The 19,551-nt window shown below is 34.8% G+C and carries 16 protein-coding genes; 10 read left to right on the top strand and 6 right to left on the bottom strand.

Features of this window, described 5'->3' with window-relative positions; genetic code table 11:
* Positions 1 to 184 precede the first annotated feature (184 nt).
* On the top strand, positions 185 to 1,576 hold the full coding sequence (cysS, locus tag GQ593_RS00410) for a cysteine--tRNA ligase (RefSeq protein ID WP_160430118.1): 1,392 nt from the start codon (positions 185 to 187) through the stop codon (positions 1,574 to 1,576).
* A gap of 96 nt (positions 1,577 to 1,672) precedes the next feature.
* Here the strand turns inward: cysS and trmJ are convergent, their stop codons facing one another.
* Complete coding sequence (trmJ, locus tag GQ593_RS00405) at positions 1,673 to 2,434, bottom strand: tRNA (cytosine(32)/uridine(32)-2'-O)-methyltransferase TrmJ (RefSeq protein WP_160401946.1); 762 nt, start codon at positions 2,432 to 2,434, stop codon at positions 1,673 to 1,675.
* A 235-nt stretch (positions 2,435 to 2,669) separates the two neighbouring features.
* On the opposite strand from trmJ, the gene raiA reads away from it, so the two are divergent.
* Positions 2,670 to 2,999, top strand: coding sequence for a ribosome-associated translation inhibitor RaiA (gene raiA, locus GQ593_RS00400; RefSeq protein WP_160430117.1), 330 nt, complete (start codon positions 2,670 to 2,672; stop codon positions 2,997 to 2,999).
* A gap of 104 nt (positions 3,000 to 3,103) precedes the next feature.
* Here raiA and GQ593_RS00395 read toward each other — a convergent pair whose 3' ends face one another.
* The gene (locus tag GQ593_RS00395; protein ID WP_160430116.1) at positions 3,104 to 4,720 is read right to left on the bottom strand and encodes a hypothetical protein; all 1,617 of its coding nucleotides are present in this window, start codon (positions 4,718 to 4,720) and stop codon (positions 3,104 to 3,106) included.
* 460 nt (positions 4,721 to 5,180) lie between these two features.
* Between GQ593_RS00395 and pheA the strand changes: the two genes are divergently transcribed.
* From pheA to GQ593_RS00380, 3 genes are all read left to right on the top strand, one after another.
* Positions 5,181 to 6,332 carry a bifunctional chorismate mutase/prephenate dehydratase gene (pheA, locus tag GQ593_RS00390; protein ID WP_160430115.1) on the top strand — a complete coding sequence of 384 codons (1,152 nt, stop codon included), beginning with the start codon at positions 5,181 to 5,183 and terminating at the stop codon, positions 6,330 to 6,332.
* A 6-nt stretch (positions 6,333 to 6,338) separates the two neighbouring features.
* Positions 6,339 to 7,382, top strand: a complete 1,044-nt coding sequence (mutY, locus tag GQ593_RS00385; protein WP_160430114.1) for an A/G-specific adenine glycosylase — start codon at positions 6,339 to 6,341, stop codon at positions 7,380 to 7,382.
* A gap of 68 nt (positions 7,383 to 7,450) precedes the next feature.
* Positions 7,451 to 8,662, top strand: coding sequence for an MFS transporter (locus GQ593_RS00380; RefSeq protein WP_160430113.1), 1,212 nt, complete (start codon positions 7,451 to 7,453; stop codon positions 8,660 to 8,662).
* Between the two features lie 13 nt (positions 8,663 to 8,675).
* On the opposite strand, the gene GQ593_RS00375 is transcribed toward GQ593_RS00380, so the two are convergent.
* Together GQ593_RS00375 and GQ593_RS00370 are read right to left on the bottom strand one after the other, a co-directional pair.
* Positions 8,676 to 9,860 (bottom strand): FAD-dependent monooxygenase, encoded by a 1,185-nt coding sequence (locus GQ593_RS00375; RefSeq protein WP_160430112.1) that lies wholly within the window; start codon positions 9,858 to 9,860, stop codon positions 8,676 to 8,678.
* Positions 9,861 to 9,874: 14 nt separating this feature from the next.
* The gene (locus GQ593_RS00370; RefSeq protein WP_202115313.1) at positions 9,875 to 10,051 is read right to left on the bottom strand and encodes a Sec-independent protein translocase subunit TatA; all 177 of its coding nucleotides are present in this window, start codon (positions 10,049 to 10,051) and stop codon (positions 9,875 to 9,877) included.
* A 626-nt stretch (positions 10,052 to 10,677) separates the two neighbouring features.
* Here GQ593_RS00370 and GQ593_RS00365 point away from each other — a divergent pair.
* Positions 10,678 to 11,367 carry a LexA family transcriptional regulator gene (locus tag GQ593_RS00365; protein WP_065637332.1) on the top strand — a complete coding sequence of 230 codons (690 nt, stop codon included), beginning with the start codon at positions 10,678 to 10,680 and terminating at the stop codon, positions 11,365 to 11,367.
* A 253-nt stretch (positions 11,368 to 11,620) separates the two neighbouring features.
* Complete coding sequence (locus GQ593_RS00360) at positions 11,621 to 13,456, top strand: ABC transporter ATP-binding protein (protein WP_160430111.1); 1,836 nt, start codon at positions 11,621 to 11,623, stop codon at positions 13,454 to 13,456.
* A gap of 72 nt (positions 13,457 to 13,528) precedes the next feature.
* Here GQ593_RS00360 and dacB read toward each other — a convergent pair whose 3' ends face one another.
* Entirely contained in the window at positions 13,529 to 14,965 is a 1,437-nt protein-coding gene (dacB, locus tag GQ593_RS00355; RefSeq protein ID WP_160430110.1) for a serine-type D-Ala-D-Ala carboxypeptidase, read from the bottom strand.
* Positions 14,966 to 15,146: 181 nt separating this feature from the next.
* Between dacB and GQ593_RS00350 the strand changes: the two genes are divergently transcribed.
* Positions 15,147 to 16,172, top strand: a complete 1,026-nt coding sequence (locus GQ593_RS00350) for a TerC/Alx family metal homeostasis membrane protein (RefSeq protein ID WP_160430109.1) — start codon at positions 15,147 to 15,149, stop codon at positions 16,170 to 16,172.
* A gap of 46 nt (positions 16,173 to 16,218) precedes the next feature.
* On the opposite strand, the gene cycA is transcribed toward GQ593_RS00350, so the two are convergent.
* Entirely contained in the window at positions 16,219 to 17,592 is a 1,374-nt protein-coding gene (gene cycA, locus GQ593_RS00345; RefSeq protein ID WP_160430108.1) for a D-serine/D-alanine/glycine transporter, read from the bottom strand.
* A 199-nt stretch (positions 17,593 to 17,791) separates the two neighbouring features.
* Here cycA and mltA point away from each other — a divergent pair, with 199 nt between their 5' ends.
* Together mltA and dcd are read left to right on the top strand one after the other, a co-directional pair.
* Positions 17,792 to 18,883, top strand: coding sequence for a murein transglycosylase A (gene mltA, locus GQ593_RS00340; RefSeq protein WP_160430107.1), 1,092 nt, complete (start codon positions 17,792 to 17,794; stop codon positions 18,881 to 18,883).
* Positions 18,884 to 18,953: 70 nt separating this feature from the next.
* Positions 18,954 to 19,535: a dCTP deaminase gene (dcd, locus tag GQ593_RS00335; RefSeq protein ID WP_160430106.1), complete on the top strand. Its 582-nt coding sequence runs from the start codon at positions 18,954 to 18,956 to the stop codon at positions 19,533 to 19,535.
* Positions 19,536 to 19,551: the final 16 nt, after the last annotated feature.

The following is a 19,551-nucleotide window of genomic DNA, read 5'->3' as shown; positions in this document are numbered from 1 at the left end:
TACTTTCAGATATATCTTCTTTATCTATTAAGGCATAGATCAAAATCATAATCGAAAAGCTATTATTTTGATCTATGCATATTCCCACTATTTCTTTACAAAGTTTAGAATAAGTAATTTCGTCATATCCAGATTTTTGTTATATTATTTAACAAAATTCATTAATTTTAACCTGTAGATAATAATGTTAAAAATATTCAACACATTAACCCGAGAAAAGGAAATCTTTCAGTCTATTATCCCAAATAAAGTTGGGCTATATGTTTGTGGAGTAACCATTTACGATCTTTGCCATATTGGTCACGGGCGTACTTTTGTTGCATTTGATGTTGTCACCCGTTATTTACGTTTTTTAGGTTATGATTTAACTTATGTACGTAATATTACTGATGTGGATGACAAAATCATCAAACGTGCACTCGAAAACGGCGAGAGTTGCGATCAACTTACCGATCGAATGCTACAAGAAATGTATGCAGATTTTGATGCACTGAATATAAAACGCCCAGATATAGAACCGCGTGCTACTCATCACATGCCACAAATCATCCAATTAGTTGAAAAATTAATTGCCAAAAATCATGCTTATATTGCCGATAACGGCGATGTGATGTTTTCAGTAGACAGTGATCCTAATTATGGTGTTTTATCGCGACAAAATTTAGAACAGCTACAAGCTGGCGCTCGTGTTGATGTGGTTGATGTTAAACGTAATCCAATGGATTTTGTGTTATGGAAAATGTCAAAACCGAATGAACCAAGTTGGGATTCACCGTGGGGTAAAGGTCGCCCAGGTTGGCACATTGAATGTTCTGCGATGAATAGTTATCAGTTAGGTAATCACTTTGATATTCACGGTGGCGGCTCAGATTTAATGTTCCCACATCATGAAAACGAAATTGCCCAATCAACCTGTGCGCATGATGGTCAATATGTCAATTATTGGATGCATTCCGGCATGGTTATGATAGACCAAGAAAAAATGTCAAAATCACTCAATAATTTTTTCACAATTCGCGATGTATTAAAACATTATGATGCCGAAACAGTGCGTTACTTTTTACTATCAGGTCATTATCGAAGCCAACTCAACTATAGTGAAGAAAATTTAAAGCAAGCAAGAATGGCACTAGAGAGACTCTATACAGCACTACGAGATACGGATCCAACTCATCCACACATGACGCCTGACAGCGATTATTATCGCCAATTTTGTGATGCAATGAATGATGATTTTAATACGCCAGAAGCTTATTCAACTCTTTTTGATTTAGCTCGTGAAATAAATAAAGCCAAAGCAGATAATAATATGTCACTTGCTAATGAATTAGCTGCTGAATTACGTTATTTATCAGCAGTACTTGGACTATTAGAGCAAGATCCCATAAAATTTTTACAAAGTAATCAGCAAGATGATGTTGATATTGCATTAGTCGAAGCGTTAATTAAACAACGAAACGAAGCCAGAGCAAGCAAAAATTGGGCACAAGCCGACGAAGCTCGCGATAAATTAAATGCAATGAATATTGTACTTGAAGATGGCGCGAATGGTACAACATGGCGGAAAAAAAGTTAATATTATCAAAATAAGAAGTTTGATGAATAAATAGCGCATTAAACATTGTCGATTGAAAAATAACACCCACAACCCCGAGGGTGTTATTTTTTGTGATTATTGTAACGTTTTATCAATCGAAGTTAAAATACCTCGCAAAATATTCAGCTCCTGTTGTTCAATACGTGCACGTGTAAATAATCGACGTAAACGCCCCATAATTTGCCCTGGATGGTTGGCCTTAATAAAGCCTGTGTGTAATAAAGTCTGTTCCAAATGCTGGTAAAAACGCTCTATATCGGCATCAATAGGAAATTCAGTTTCTGACATATTCCCATTTTTTTGCTCTGATATGTTATTTTCAAGGTTTAACATTGACATACGAATTTCATAACACAAAACTTGCACCGACATGGCAAGGTTTAAAGAACTATAATCAGGATTAGCAGGAATGCCAACATGATAATGGCACTTTTGCAATTCTTCATTCGTTAAACCGACACGTTCACGCCCAAACACCAAAGCAACTTGGGCATAGCTCTTAGTTGCTTCTTGAATAATCTTATCGCCACACGTTTTTGGGGTTAAGTGTGGCCATTGCAAACTACGGGAGCGGGCACTAGTGCCAATCACTAAAGTACAATCAGCAATGGCTTGTTCAAGCGAAGAAAAAATTTGTGCATTTTTAATAATATCACTCGCACCTGCCGCTAACGAAATTGATTGAGAATCAGGCTTGATGACTGGATTAACTAAACAAAGATTCGTTAATCCCATGGTTTTCATTGCTCTTGCGGCAGATCCCATATTACCTGTATGAGATGTTTCAACCAAAACAATCTTTACATTATCTAAATAACTCACATTATCCTCATTCATTGAAAATATCTTATAACGCAGAATAAACTAAATACTTATTGATACAGTATATAGTAAAATCAGTGTCAGCCCCACTGTTATGCAATAGCTAATTAATAGAATCTATTTTTGAATTAAATTCACAAAAATGTGATCAATAACCAATATCTTATTGACGAGACTAAAATAATTTGCCAATGTAGTGATAACAATTTTTAAAAAGGTTAGATTTATTGATAAAAAGCGGAGGTCAACTATGGCGTTAAGTATTACCAGTAAACAAATGGATATTACCCCTGCAATTCGTAGCTATCTAGAAGATAAGTTTTCAAAATTAGATAAATGGAGAGCGCAACTAATCAACCCTCATTTTATTTTATCCAAAGAACCAGACGGATTTATTGTTGATGCAACAATTGCCACCAAAGGAACGCCATTAGTTGCATCTGCCAAACATATTGACATGTATGCTGCAATTAACGATCTTATTGATAAACTTGAAAAACAACTTAATAAGCTACAACATAAAGGCGAAGCTCGTCGAGCATTTAATAGCATAAAAGAAGCTATACCAGAAGGGGAATAATTCCCCTTCTATAAAATAAAATCGCAATAACAGTGATATTAAGTATAAGTATGTTCGGCGCAAAACTGGCAGCAATACTCATTCTCAATTTAGAAAATGTAGTCTTATGGGCTCACACAGACATCGCCGACATTATCATATTGATCTTCTTCGATTACCCTAGTGGTATATCCTGAGCAATTGACGTTACCAAACATTGAATTTGCAAAGAGTATTTCAGAACCAGATCGGCAGGTGTTATTCGACTGGGAAACCCAATATGCATGATTCAAGAAAGCGTTGTTAGGGGTATCTGTAATATAGCCCCACTCATTAAGTATCCCGCCAATCCAACGATTACTATCTCGGTAACTTAAACGTCTTTGATAATTGTTAATGTTTCTGCCCGGTATACCTCCGGTCCAGCCATCCCCATTAGCATTAGTTAAGTCATTAGCATCAGGGACTCGATAGCCATTACCTAAATTACGACAAAATTTTTGAATATCCTCATAAGTGTGACTCCGTTGAATCGGGATTATATACCAACGCTCTATCTTGAAACTGTATAACAATTCTAAATGGGTACTATCTGCATAAATATTAAATAATGAAGGGGTAAATGCCTTATTATTTGAGCTTATATCAGGTCCATTTAGTTCTATCTTTAATGCTGCTTCACCTAAAGGTAGGTCGCGCCAACCTGTTGTACTCTTGCTTAATGATAATGTCACCCCCATACCATTTGTTGCACTTACCTTTGTACCATTTGCAGCGATTACTTGTTCTGGGGTTATGTTTTTTAAGAGTAAAAAGAAATACAATTTGTTTGCTCCCGTGGTCGGGAAGTTCTTTGTTGTGTCACCAACATCGGCGACTTTAAACCCTTTTTGATCATTCCATAAATCTGGCGACTCATCTCCAGCAGAAAACAGTAAATTGGGCTGTGCAAAAGCAACGGAAGGACATGGCCTATCCATATTAGGAACAACAATATGATAGCTATAACGATCAGCTATAAAGGTATTGCTATTTGGCTGACCATACTTTGTTGATATACTACTGCTTGTTGCCGTTAGTGTCAGTTTATAAGGTGCGCTACACGCACTTAATGTTGCTTTTTGGTGATTTTTGACTTGTATTGTGATATCTTGACCTTTTTTGTCTTGCCATTGGATCGCCAAACTCCCCGTTGCACTTATTTCAACATCACCATCGTCATCTTTCCCATAATTATACGGCGAATTAACCAATTTATTTAACTCAATGCTAGGATAACTTGCCACTGGTACCATTGTTTGTATATCAGCAAACGTTGTGGTACTTGGTAACTCAATAGGATTGCTTGCGCTTGAAGTATCTATCGTCGCATTAGGATAAAGCGCACTATTTACCCCTGGCGGAATATAATGGCCATTAGGTAACGTTATTCCTAATAGTCCTTCAGCACTATTTATTTTAGTTTCCCCACCATCCAAGCTTAAGTACGGAGCGCTTCCATTTACCACATTTGCTGTCGCTGCCGATAATGCATTCGCATTATTAACAAATAACACAGGATAAATAATAATCAATAGAATTAAACGTAAATTGCTACATTTTAACAATGAAAAAGTACGTTCAACTAACTTAGTTACTACACAGAGGCGATAATTAAAATAAGAAGCTAACCATGTAAAAAGAAAAGTATTTTTTGAAATTAATTTTTGTGGGTGATCAAGAAATGTGTTTGATTCCTTCATTTTATAATTACCTATTCCTTTTGATAATTTTTTAACTTATTTTCAATTTTCTAAAATAAAATTCTATAGGTACTTTTTTTATCATTCATTAATGATATTTTTCCATGCAGATATTAAGAACTGTACAAATTAGCATATAGAACTTGCATTATAAATAAAAAACCGTTGTGTGAAAGTAAAAAACTAGATTTTTGTTAAGATTTGTAAATATATTGTACAAACGCTACACGTTTATACCAAAGACTTGAGATAGATTTTTTGAATATATTATAATGACCTAAAAATCTTGGTGATTTAGACACTTTTTACATCATGACAATAAACAGAAAATAAAAACTTTTGTTATATCGAGTCCACTAGTAGGTATGCCTTTATTCTATCATAAAAATAGACTTTGATGGTGTCTTTATTTTTTTGCTTGTTATAATACAAACTATCTTTTTTAAAATATTTAATAAAAATGACTACAAACCCTTTATTACCTTTACGAGATAAGATTAATGAGCTAGATAAAACGTTGTTAGAACTTATTGCTGAACGTCGCAGACTCTCAACGCAAGTAATTCATACTAAAATTGAAGCAAACATTCCGGTACGTGATATTGAGCGTGAGCGTTTACTCATAAAAGCTTTAATCAATCAAGGCAAAAATTATCATCTTGATGATCTATTCATTAAACGCTTATATCAATTAATTATCGAAGATTCTGTACTATTACAACAAAAAATCTTACAAGAAAAACTTAATCGCGGCACTATTGTCACGGCCAAAGTTGCTTTTTTAGGGCCAAAAGGATCTTATTCTCATTCCGCAGCACGCCATTATGCAAGCGCTCATTTAGATGAAATGATTGAATTAAGCTGTTCAACCTTTAAAGACATTTTTGAACAAGTCGAAAATGGTGCTGTAGATTATGGCATTTTACCAATAGAAAATTCTAGCTCGGGCTCAATTAATGAAGTTTATGATTTATTGCAAAAAACCAATTTACACATTATTGGTGAGCTTTCTTTACCTATTGATCATTGTGTTCTTGCCGGGCCAAATTCAAAAATTGAACAAATTGATACCATTTATAGCCATCCACAACCATTCCAACAATGCAGTAACTTTCTAGAAAGCTATCCACATTGGAAGATTGTATACTGCGATAGTACATCGTCAGCAATGGAAACTGTTGCAAAATTGAATCAGCCTAATGTTGCCGCAATGGGTAATAAAGATGGCGGTGAATTATATGGACTGCAAGTCCTTGAACATAACTTTGCCAATCAAAAAGAAAACATTACTCGGTTTATTGTGCTGGCTCGTCAGCCGATTGAGGTTTCGGATCAAATTCCAGCTAAAACTACAATTTTAATGAAGACCGGTCAACAAGCAGGTGCTTTAGTTGATGCACTATTAGTATTACGTAATCATAACATCATCATGACTAAGCTTGAGTCACGTCCGATTCATGGTACACCATGGGAAGAAATGTTTTATATTGATTTGCAAGGCAATATCCATTCTTATGAAATGCAAACAGCACTCAAAGAACTAGCAACAATGACATTATATACCAAGGTGCTCGGATGCTATCCAAGTGATTCCATTGTTGCTGTAATGTAAATAACTATGACTATGCAACAGTTTTCGCAAGCTGTACTTAACTGGTATGAACTGTACGGTAGAAAATCGCTACCTTGGCAAATCGAAAAAAGCGCTTATCATGTTTGGTTATCAGAAGTGATGTTGCAACAAACTCAAGTTGCAACGGTAATCCCTTACTTTAACCGTTTTATTGAACAATTTCCCAAGGTTACTGACCTAGCAACATCGCCAATTGACGATGTGTTGCATCTTTGGACAGGGCTTGGTTATTATGCAAGGGCACGAAATTTACATAAAGCAGCACAAATGATTGCCGAACAGTTTAACGGCGTGTTCCCTACACAATTTGACGATGTCATCGCCCTACCCGGTGTCGGGCGTTCCACTGCAGGAGCAATTTTATCACTTTCACAAAATCAGCATTATCCAATTTTAGATGGCAATGTAAAACGTGTTTTAACCCGATATTTTGCTGTTGAAGGCTGGCCGGGTATTAAAACTGTTGAAAATAAACTCTGGCAATTAAGTGAGCAAGTTACCCCTCAAAAAGAGGTTGCAAAATTTAATCAAGCCATGATGGATATTGGCGCAATGGTTTGTACTCGCACTAAACCTAAGTGCACTTTATGCCCATTGCATAATCATTGCCTTGCCTATAAAAATGAAACTTGGCAACAATATCCAGCCCCAAAACCTAAAAAGACTATTCCTGAAAAAACAGCCTATTTTTTAATGCTTGAATATCATCAAGCTATTTGGCTAGAAAAAAGACCACCATCGGGTATTTGGGGAGGACTATATTGTTTACCTCAGTTTTCAAGTAAGCAAGCATTAACTGACTGGTTAAAAAAACAAGGCATTGAAACAACAAAACCAAAGCAACTTGTTGCTTTTCGCCACACCTTTAGCCATTTTCACTTAGACATTATTCCTATCCATTGTGTTATCACTAATTATACAAAATGTTGGGATGAATCTTGTGGCTATTGGTATAATCTTAACTCTGACAATGCCAAAATAGGCTTAGCAACGCCTGTTTATAACTTATTAAAACAAACGAGTTATTAACGCCTATTTATCAGAATCTACATTATTTTTAGTATATAATTACTCATTATTTTTTACTCTATTAAGTTATGCAAAGCAAACAACATCAAAGCTTATCTGGCTACTTAGTGTTTTTAATGGCATTTGCTATTGGTATTACTATAGCTAGCAATTATTATGCTCAGCCGCTATTACATTCGATTACAAATAATCTGCATATAAAAGTAGAAAATGCAGGATCAATCATTATGGCAGCACAATTTAGTTATGCTGTGGGTTTACTTTTTATCACACCACTTGGTGATAAACTAGAGCGTAAAAGATTGATTATTATTTTAATGATATTATCCACTTGTGGACTGATGGTAAGCGCTTTATCTCAAAATATAGAAATGCTTATAATAGGCACAGCTATGACAGGGTTATTTTCAACGGTAGCACAAGTCTTAATTCCTTTTGCAGCTACATTATCAAGACCAGAACATCGTGGTAAAATCGTGGGCACATTAATGAGTGGTATGTTACTAGGTATTTTATTGGGTCGAACCTTTGCGGGTGCCATTTCAACCATTGCCGATTGGCATGATGTGTATTGGATTGCAACAGGTATTATGGCCATTGTGACACTATTACTCTGGGTTTCGCTACCCAGTTACCGCTGTGATATTAACATTAATTATTTTAAGCTGTTATGGTCGATTGCTATATTATATAAACAAGAGCCAACACTTAGAATTCGTTCACTATTAGCCATTATATCATTTGCACTATTTTCACTATTATGGACACCTCTTGCTTTCTTACTAACTAATGCACCATACCACTATTCTGATTTTATTATTGGCTTATTTGGACTTGCTGGTGCGGCTGGTGCAATGGGATCACCAATAGTGGGAAAATTATCAGACAAAGGCAAAGGTTTTATTGCAACCACTATTGGATTATGTTTATTGCTGTTAGCTTGGTTACCCCTATCGTTAGCGCAATATTCAATTTTCGCCTTAATTTTCGGCGTAATTTTGTTAGATTTAGCCGTACAAGTTACCCATGTGTCGAATATGAATGCTATTTATCAAATCAGACCCGAAGCACGCAGCCGAATGAATACAGGTTATATGGTATGCTATTTTATTGGCGGAATGCTAGGATCTGTGGGTTCGACCTATTTATTTAGTCATTACGGATGGATAGCGATAATCATTGCAAGCACGTCTTTAGCAATATTAGGCATCATATGCTGGCTTTTTTATACTAAAACGCATTGCTACCTGAAACTTTTTGACAAAAATCACATTAACTAAATGTTGACCTAAATCAAATATGCATAGCGTATTTGATCAATTGTTTTTTTAATAGTGAACTGTGATTAATAGCATTCATGCCAATGGTTCTTAATGTCTTTTTCAGCACATTATCTCCATTAAACATATCTTGAATTGTTCTCATGGCTGTGAGCATCACTAACGTATCTTTACGACGGTTAAACTCAAATGACTTTAAATTATTTACAAGTCCGATATCTTTTTGTGTGTCAATTAATTGTTTAATGGTCGAAACTAATAAAGCGGAGTCTTGAAACCCTAAATTCACACCTTGTCCAGCTAAAGGATGAATCGTGTGCGCAGCATCACCAATCAGTACTAAGCGATGTCTAACAAATTGTTTGGCAAAACGCGCTTTTAATGGAAATACCATGCGCGGATTAATTAATTGGCACTTGCCTACTTTATCGCCCGTTAACGCTAGTAATTGATTTGCAAATTCAGATTCACAAAGCGTGGTTAAATTTGCCGCATTATCTGGTTTAGTCGACCAAACTAAGCAACTTTTATTGGCATCCCAAAGCGGAAGAAAAGCGATAATTCCATTAGGATAAAACACTTGTCTAGCACAAGATTGATGTGGATACTCAGTTTCAACAGTTGTAATAACAGCATGATGAAGATAATCGCGTTCAAAAACAGGAATATTTTTGCATCTACGTACCCAAGAATGAGCACCATCAGCACCAATCATTAATTTAGATTGTAAAACAGTTTTATCTGCAAGTGTCAAAAAGGCAAAATCGTCATTAAATGTACAATCAATTGCTTCAAAACTATAAAAATGAATATTGGAACACTTTTTAGCATATTGGTAAAGATAATGAGAAATAACATTATTTTCGATTATATATCCAAGATTTGAATAACCATAATCTTTAGCATGAGCAGACAAATGAGCTTGACCATATTTTTCCCATACACCTATTTCGGTAAACTCTTGCACACGGTGACTAGCGCACAGATCATCCCATATACCGATTTGCGAAAAATACCGTTGACTTGCACCATTAATGGCTGAAGCTCTAATACCAACTTCTTCATGTGACAAGGATGCATGCTGATGAATTTTAGTATCTATAATTGCAATGTTTAGCGCATATTGACTAAGTGCGCAGGCCGTTGCTAAACCCACTAACCCACCACCGACAATTGCTACATCAAAATGAATATTCATACCAATAAATACAACTATTTATTATCTAACTTATCATCATGTTTTGATTCAACTTCGTCATCATTCATCGCTTTTTTAAAGCCTTTTAATGCTGAACCCAGATCCGAACCTAAATTACGCAATTTTTTAGTGCCAAATAATAAAATAACTACGGCCAAAAACACTAAAAGATGTGGAATGCTAAAAGACATAATCAAATCCTCTCAATAAATATAACGCTCTATTTAAGGTAGGCTTTAAAATAGATTTTATAAAATGTTTATTATACTCTTTTTGTGACGTGATTTCATGAATAGTTAGAGAATAAAAAAGACCTGTATAAAATTATACAGGCCAACATGAAATATAAGGAATATAAGGAAAGAAAACAATGAAAAATCCTTACCCTGCTTATTATCCATTTTTTTTCGCTTTAGTCAACGTTTTTATTTGTTTTTTATCTTATTTAACCACCTCACAAAAAATAAACAAATTGAATAAAAACATAATAATAAGCAAAAACAAACCATAAACAACCACCTGATAAAAATCAAATTTAATAAAAAAAACACTTACAAAACATTAAAATAAACAAAATTCACAGAAAAATACAAGAAATCAAGCAGAAAAAACAAAAAATAATCATTTTTTTTAACAACACGATCATTCTTATATTAAAAAACGAAAAAACAACATAAAATCGAATATATAAAATTAAAAAAGCACATTAACCTAGAATAAAAACCATTTAATTGATTTTATATACTATTTTCATATACAAAATCACAAAAAAATGCACTATAATTGATGAATTTATGCGATAAATAATGGATCAAAGATGAATTCAATTAAAAATAATAATGTTAAAACTTTCAAAGATAGATTACACAGCTCAATGCAAGGTTTATCTGTTTCTGCATTCGCGAAAAAATGCGATATGTCAGAAACAGTAATTAGAGATTACCTATCTGGTAAAACGTACCCATCGCTTACCCGTTTAGAAGTCATTGCTGAAAAATGTAATGTTTCTTTCAATTGGCTGGCCACTGGACATAGGCTAGAATTTGTAGATTCTAAAAATGAAGAAGATGTTTACAACGAAAATATTTATCGAATCCCTGTTTATAAAAAACAATTACCAACCAAAGAAGAAGCGCAAAAGGAACGTTTTGTTAGAGAAACACCGCCATTAATGAACTATCCTATTATTGAGGGTTGGGCTAAGCATCGCGGTTTAGATGCTAAAAAATTAATTATATACTGGGCAAAAGGCGATTTAATGTCGCCAGAAATAGAAAACAATAACGGGCTAATTTTAAACACTGAAATAACTGATATTGTTGATGGTGCAATATACCTAATTGAATATGAAGATATTACCTTTTTAAGAAAAGTACGTTTAACACTCGATGGGTGGTTATTAATTTGTAATAATAGCCAACATCCAACTATTGAAGTTTCCAAGATAGATTTTCATAAATACCATATTGTTGGGCGAGTGGTGCTTATTATTAAAGACATTTTTTAGAACAACTAATCGCTATATATTAACTTTCAAGATATAATCAAAAAACGGGGAAATATGAAACACTTTATTTCCTCACTAACTTCTTTGATATTGATAAATTTATAAATAACAAGTATATAGCTAAGTAATACTTATTTAAATTTCATTTAAAATTTGAGTGTAAAAACAATTTATAGCTATTTGCACTCACCCCATTTTTCTATATCATTGACAATATAATCAAAGAAAACCTTATTATTAATTAGGTCTAAATATGTATCAATTCTTCGAAAAATTGGTGTCATCTTATCCGACAGATGAACCAGAGCCTATGGCTAAAAACTTTTTTAGTTTCATATGGCAATCAACTAAAGGAACTCGTTTATTTCTACTATTATTAATTATTTTTAGTGCATTAGGTGGAGCTTTTGAAGCCTTTTTATACGCAGCCCTTGGTAAAGTCATTGATTGGCTTGCAGTTGTTGAACCTAGCCAATTTTGGCAACAAGAAAAAGCAACATTAGTCTTATTAGCCTTAACCATCTTCGCAAGTACCATTATCATTGGACTACAAACGATTATTAAACATCAGTGCCTAGCAGGGAATTTTCCAATGCGAATGCGCTGGAATCTACATCGACTAGTACTTAATCAAAGTATGCGCTTTTTTCAAGATGAGTTTGCCGGAAGAATATCAGCAAAAGTCATGCAAACATCACTAGCAGTTCGTGATACTTGCTTTTTAGTGGCGGATATTTTTATCTATGTCCTAATTTCGTTTATTACTATGGCAACAATCATCGGCCAATTAGATATTTGGTTATTAATGCCATTTATGTGTTGGTGTCTGACTTATGGCATTGCTATGTATTATTTTATTCCCCGATTAAGTAAGGTGGCTAGTATGCAGGCTGATGCTCGTTCTACAATGACAGGACGAGTAACCGATGCCTATACTAACATTATGACAGTAAAACTATTTTCTCATGCAGGCAATGAGGCAAAATATGCTAAAGAATCAATGGATGAGTTTTTAGTGACTGTTAATAAACAGATGCGTCTAGTCAGTAGTTTTGAAATTGTTAATCACTTATTGTCTATTTCGTTAGTACTAAGTACCACAGGCGTTGCACTGTGGTTATGGACCGATAAATTAATTGGCGTTGGCGCAATTGCAACAACAACAGCCGTTGCACTTCGTTTAAATGGTTTTTCGCATTGGATCATGTGGGAAATAGCCGCCCTATTTGAAAATATTGGGGTTGTTAAAGACGGTATTAATACTTTTTCAGCAACTAAAACGGTTGTTGATCACCCCAATGCAACATCACTTAATGTTACTCAAGGAAAAATCGAATTTAAACACATTTATTTTTCCTATGACAAAAAACAGAGTCATTCAGTCATTGAAAATTTAGATTTAACAATTAAATCTGGTGAAAAAATCGGATTAGTTGGTCGTTCAGGGGCAGGTAAATCAACACTTATCAATTTATTGCTTCGCTTTTACGATTTACAAAGTGGCAAGATTGTTATTGATGATCAAGATATTACCGCTGTGAGTCAAGAAAGCCTGCGAGCACAAATTGGCATGGTGACACAAGATACTTCTTTATTGCATCGAACAGTACGAGAAAACTTGCTCTATGGTAATAATCACGCAACTGAAGAACAAATGATTGAAGCTGCCCAAAAAGCACATGCTGATACCTTTATTCAAACGCTAATTGATGCAAAAGGTAGAACTGGGTATGACGCATTTGTTGGTGAGCGAGGCATAAAATTATCTGGTGGGCAAAGACAGCGTATTGCAATTGCTCGCGTCATTCTTAAAAATGCCCCTATTTTATTATTAGATGAAGCAACAAGTGCGCTGGATTCTGAAATTGAACAAGCCATTCAAGAAAGCCTATACACTTTAATGGAAGGTAAAACCGTTATTGCCATTGCTCACCGGTTATCAACCATTGCAGCAATGGATAGATTAGTCGTTATAGATCAAGGTAAAATCATCGAGCAAGGAACTCACCAAGAATTACTGATAAAAAACGGACTGTACGCCCAGCTGTGGAAACATCAAAGCGGTGGATTTTTAGCGGCTAATATTTAATTTTATTAGTAAATAAGTTTTAGGACACATACTCATTTTCGATAAAACTTATGTGTCCTTATTACTAAATTATTAATTAATAAAATTTTTATAAAATTCTGATTCAAATCGCATAATTGCACTATTTTTTGGCTCATTTTGTCTATCGGCGTGGTAACCCGATATTAACTGCACAAAAGCCACATATCTACCATCAGACTTTTGGATAAATCCAGCTAAATTATAGCATCCTTGAATATAACCAGTTTTGGCTCGTATTGTCTCTTTAAAAGGCGCTTGATTAAAACTCTTACGATTTTGCAACGTACCATCAACCCCGGCAATTGGTAACATTTCAATAATCCTTAATTGCGTATTATGGGCAGCAATGTATTGCAAAATTTCCATTAATTTGTCAGCACTCATCAAGTTTAATCGAGATAATCCAGAACCATCAGCAATAACTAGGTTCTCAAGATTAATACCTGCTTTTTTGCGTAAAATTTGCTTAACAGCATCACCACCATTACGCCACGTACCTTGAACATGATAATAATGAGCACCTAACGTTCTAAAAATAGCATCTGCATATAAATTATTCGATTTTTTAAGCATCACGGTTAACAGATCAGAAAGAGGTGCTGATTGATTAGAAGCTAGCAAAGACAACTGCTCGTTAGTCCTCTCATTACGTTCAAAGAGTGATCCGGTATAAGTGATTTGTTGTTGTTTAAGTTCATTTTTAAAGATAGTAGAAAAATATTCAACACCATCAATTACCGCAAATTTTAACGGCGTTTTATCCGAACTTGAGGCAATGCACCCTGATAGATAATAACGATTTTTACCTGAATAGGTAACATCTAATTCACAATACTTATCATTGAGATCTTTACTGTTTTTTGCGATCGTTTTCACATCACCTGTCACGACAACAGGAATATTTGATGACTTAGAAATAGAGGCCTTCGCGCCTACTTTACCTGGGGTCACTGTTGCATAGAAACAATTATCATCAATAATCACTGCTGATGGTGGAGCATTGTAACACGCTGTTAGATTATTCCATGACCATCCCTGAGCTTTGTCATGACTTGTAAATATTGAAGTATCGAGAATCACATTTCCTACAATTTTTTCAATACCTTTTTGACGTAGCTCCGCAATCATATTTTTTAATTGCGCGCGAGTAAAAGTAGGATCGCCACTAAACTGAATAATTAGATCACCATTTAACTGTCTATTACTAACCGTGCCATTAGTTTGCATGCGCGTTATAAACCTGAAATCACGTCCTAGTTCAAGTTCAGCAGCCAAAGCGGTTATTACTTTTTGAGTGCTTGCAGGTTGTTTAAACTGATCACTTTTATATTTTGCTAATGTCTTAGGATTACTTCCTACAGACTGAATCAAAATGGATAAATCACTTCCTTTAGGTAAAGAAGATACGTAAGGTTCCACTGATTGTGCATGTAATAACCCTGAAAAAAGAGGAAGAAGAAAGAAAATAATTACCCTAAATTTTATCATGAATGTTGGCTCAGAAAGTGATTAAATTAAAACAGTTAAACGAGACCTGCAAATATAACTTTTTTTGATTTAGCTAGCAATATATACTCAATCACTTTTATAATTATGATCTATTTAATGATTCAACATAATAAGAAACAAAATTCACTCCATATAGCATTTAATACTAGGTAATATAATTATGATTCAAGACTCATTAGGCTTTCCAATAGAAACTATATTGGTATTTATTGGACTAGCCCTAGCCGCAATTATTATTGATTTATATGCTCACCATAACGATAAACCAATTAGTTTAAGCAATGCCATTATTTGGTCACTATTTTGGATAATAGTTGCCCTAGGGTTTGCACTCTATTTGTACCTTCATCATGGCAGTACTATAGCCAGCTTATTTATTACAGGTTATGTCCTTGAAAAAGCATTATCGGTCGATAATTTGTTTGTGATTATGGCTATTTTTTCGTGGTTTGCAGTACCCAATAATTATCGTCATCGCTTACTTTATTGGGGAGTTATTGGTGCTATTATATTTCGCGCCATATTTGTCGTAATTGGTACAGGTTTGTTATATTTGGGTCCTTGGATGGAATTTGTATTTTCAATCTTAGTTGCTTGCACAGGAATTATGATGTTGAAAAATCAAGACAATGACCAAGATATCAAAGATTACTCAAATCACTTTGCGTTTCGCATTGCCAAACGTATTTTTCCATCTTATCCCAAAATTGTCGGCCACCACTTTTTATTATCTCAAAAACAACTTGATACAGAACTTACTAAACCTGAAAACAAAAATTTAGTTGATACAATACCCAAAAGTACTTTTTATGCTACACCGCTGTTTTTATGTATTATTGTAATTGAACTTAGTGACATTATGTTTGCCTTTGATTCTGTTCCTGCGGTAATTGCTGTCAGCCAAGAGCCACTAATCGTCTATAGTGCCATGATCTTTGCTATTTTAGGTCTTAGAACGATGTACTTTATTTTACAAGCCATGAAACAGTACTTAGTTCACCTTGGTAAGGCGGTTATCTGCTTACTCTTTTTTATTGCCGGAAAATTAGCTTTAAATGCAAGCAATCATTTATTGGGATATGGTATTGATATCGATCCAACTACAAGTCTTTATATCGTTTTAGGCATACTTGCTTTGGGTATTATTGCCAGTATTATCTGGCCAGAAAAAAGTAAAGCTCAATAAATGCAATAATGATATGGCAGGTTTTCCTGCCACTTTGAGTTTAGATTCATTGGCGTTTTAAAGAGCGAATAAAATAGCTCACGCCTAAAATAACAAACCAAATAGGGGTTGCTACTAACGCTTGGCGGGTATCAGCCTCGAAAGTAAGTAACACAATCACGAAAGCAAAAAACGCTAAACAAACACCGCACATCAAAACACCACCGGGCATTTTAAATAGAGATTGTTCATGCAAGTTTACTTTTTTACGACGATAAGCAAGATAAGAAATAAGAATCATCGACCAAATAAACATAAATAAAATAGCTGAAATTGTGGTTACTATAGTAAAAGCTTCCATGACATTAGGCACTAAGTAAATCAAAACCACACCACCAAATAAACAAGCACACGAAAATACTAAACCATTAGCTGGCACCGAACGACTTGATAATTTACCAAAAGGCTCTGGCGCATCTTGTTTTTTAGCAAGTCCAAATAGCATTCTGCTTGTTGAGTAAATACCGCTATTAGCAGAAGATGCAGCTGATGTTAGTACTACAAAATTAATAATACTGGCAGCCGCAGGCAGTCCAATTAAAGTAAATAACTCAACGAATGGACTTTTATTTGGGGAAATTAACGTCCAAGGTGTGACACTCATAATAATGATTAAAGCAAAAACATAGAAAAAGATAATACGTGCTGGTACAGAGTTAATAGCACGAGGTAAATTTTTGTTCGGATCGACTGTTTCTGCAGCGGTTGTGCCAACTAATTCAATTCCCACAAAAGCAAAAATCGCAATTTGAAAGCCAGCAAAAAAACCCATAGTACCATGAGGGAATAAACCACCGTATTGCCATAGATTTGAAAATGTAGCTGTGGTATCAGTTTGTTCGGAATGGAAAGCCGTTACAATAAGCATTAGTCCAATACCAATCAGAGCTAAAATTGCAACAATCTTAATCATTGAAAACCAAAACTCTGTCTCGCCAAACATTTTTACAGTTAATAGATTTAAAGTTAATAGTAAGACAACCGTCAATAACATTGGTATCCAAGATTGCAGTTCAGGAAACCAATGCTGCGCATATCCAGCAATTGCAATAACATCCGCAATTCCTGTAACCACCCAGCAAAACCAATAAGTCCAACCAGTAAAAAAACCCGCCCAAGGGCCTAAAAGGTCGTTGGCAAAATCACTAAAAGACTTGTACTTCAAATTAGAAAGAAGAATTTCCCCCATTGCGCGCATAACAAAAAAAAGGATAAAACCAATAATCATATACACAAAAATAATAGAAGGTCCAGCAAGGCTAATTGTCTTCCCTGAGCCCATAAATAAGCCAGTACCAATTGCACCACTAATTGCAATTAATTGAATATGACGGTTAGAAAGGTTTCGCTTTAGATCATGCTTTGAGGATGTAATGCTCATCGCTTTTATTACCTTTTAGTTTTCAAAATGTTCTAATATTTCTTTCATTATAGGACTATAAAGTCTCCAACGTTAAATCGCAAGCTGAATCTTTATGAAAAATTTTTATGGTTAGTTCATAATTATTGGTAGTTTCTTATAATAGAATTGTGTAGCATAAATAGCTATATTACTTAACTTATTATAATAATCTACCAAGATGAAAGAAAAAGAACACTATTATCGTTTTTATTTTTTATGTACTTTGTTTATTTTATCCCTTCTAACTACTAGTAGCCAAAGCGTCTCAAATAAACCAATCAAACAAGGTCAACAATATCAAGATGGAAACCTTTTTTTACCACTTAACATAAACTACCCTAAGTTAGGTACTCCTGTAAATATTTCAGACTACCTTATCCAAATTGCCAAAATTAAATCATCATCACCATCTTTGTATCGTAAAAATGAACATATCTATAAGGCCATCGATGCTTGGATTAATCGTTCTTTAGGAACTGATGAGTTTAATAAAGTTGGACTTAATAGCTATGAAATGTCTGGACAAGATGGGTATGGAAATGTACATTTGACAGGTTATTACACCCCAATAATCAAAGTAAGAAACCAACCTACCATAGAATTTAAATATCCTATCTACAAAATGCCCACTGATAGTGAAGAGCAATTACCCAATCGTGAACAAATTTATAATGGTGCACTTGCCAATAAAAATCTTGAAATAGCCTACAGCAATTCTTTGATAGATAACTTTATTATGGAAGTACAAGGTAGTGCTTATGCTGATTTTGAAGATAATTCACCTTTAGTCTTCTTCAGCTATGGTGGTAAAAATGGTCATGGCTATTCAAGTATTGGAAGATTATTGGTAGAACAAGGTGAAATAGAAAAAGAAAAAATGTCGATACAAGCTATCAAAAATTGGGCTAACAATAACAGTGAAACAAAACTTAAAGACTTGTTAATTCAAAACCACTCATTTGTGTTTTTCGAACCACAATATAACGCTGAAGTAAAAGGAGCTGCGGCAGTACCTTTAGTTGCCAATGCATCTATCGCATCTGATACTTCACTAATACCTATTGGTTCTGTAGTATTAGTTGATGTTCCTCTTCTTGATAACGATGGCACATATCGTGGCAGACGGGAAAATCGTTTAATGGTGGCTCTTGATGTAGGTGGTGCGATAAAAGGCCAGCATTTTGACCTTTATCTGGGCATTGGTGATAAACCAGGCGAATTAGCAGGATACTATAACCACTATGGACGTGCATGGGTGCTAAAGCCTTAAACGACTAACATCGACGCCATTAAAAGAACCTGTTAGAATAAAGCAATACAAGCTGAATTGAGGATAGCTCATGAGATTATGCGACAGAGATATCGAAGCGTATTTGCAAAATGGTAAATTAAAAATAACACCGCAACCTGCTACAAGCAGTATTAATGGTGCGACAGTTGATGTTAGATTAGGCAACCAATTTCGAACTTTTCGAGAACATACCACACCTTATATAGATTTAAGTGGGCCTAAAGAAGAAGTATCAGCAGTGTTAGAACGAGTGATGAGTGAAGAAATTGTATTACCTGAGGGTGATGCCTTTTACCTACACCCTGGAGAATTAGCATTAGCGGTAACATTAGAATCAGTCACCATTCCTGACAATTTGGTTGGTTGGTTAGATGGACGTTCATCGCTCGCCAGACTAGGACTTATGGTTCATGTCACAGCTCATCGCATCGATCCCGGTTGGCAAGGACAAATTGTTTTAGAATTTTATAATTCAGGAAAAATCCCATTAGCGCTTAGACCAGGAATGACAATCGGAGCGCTCAGCTTTGAAACACTTACTGGATCTGCTGCAAGACCATATAATAGAAGGCAAGATGCAAAATATAAAGACCAACATGGCGCTGTCGCCAGTCGTATTGATAAAGACTAAGCAGTTTATAACTATA

Source organism: Gilliamella sp. Pas-s25 (assembly GCF_009795885.1).
Classification (GTDB): Bacteria; Pseudomonadota; Gammaproteobacteria; order Enterobacterales; family Orbaceae; genus Gilliamella.
Note: the sequence above shows the minus strand (reverse complement) of the source record. Positions and strands in the feature narration are given on the sequence as shown.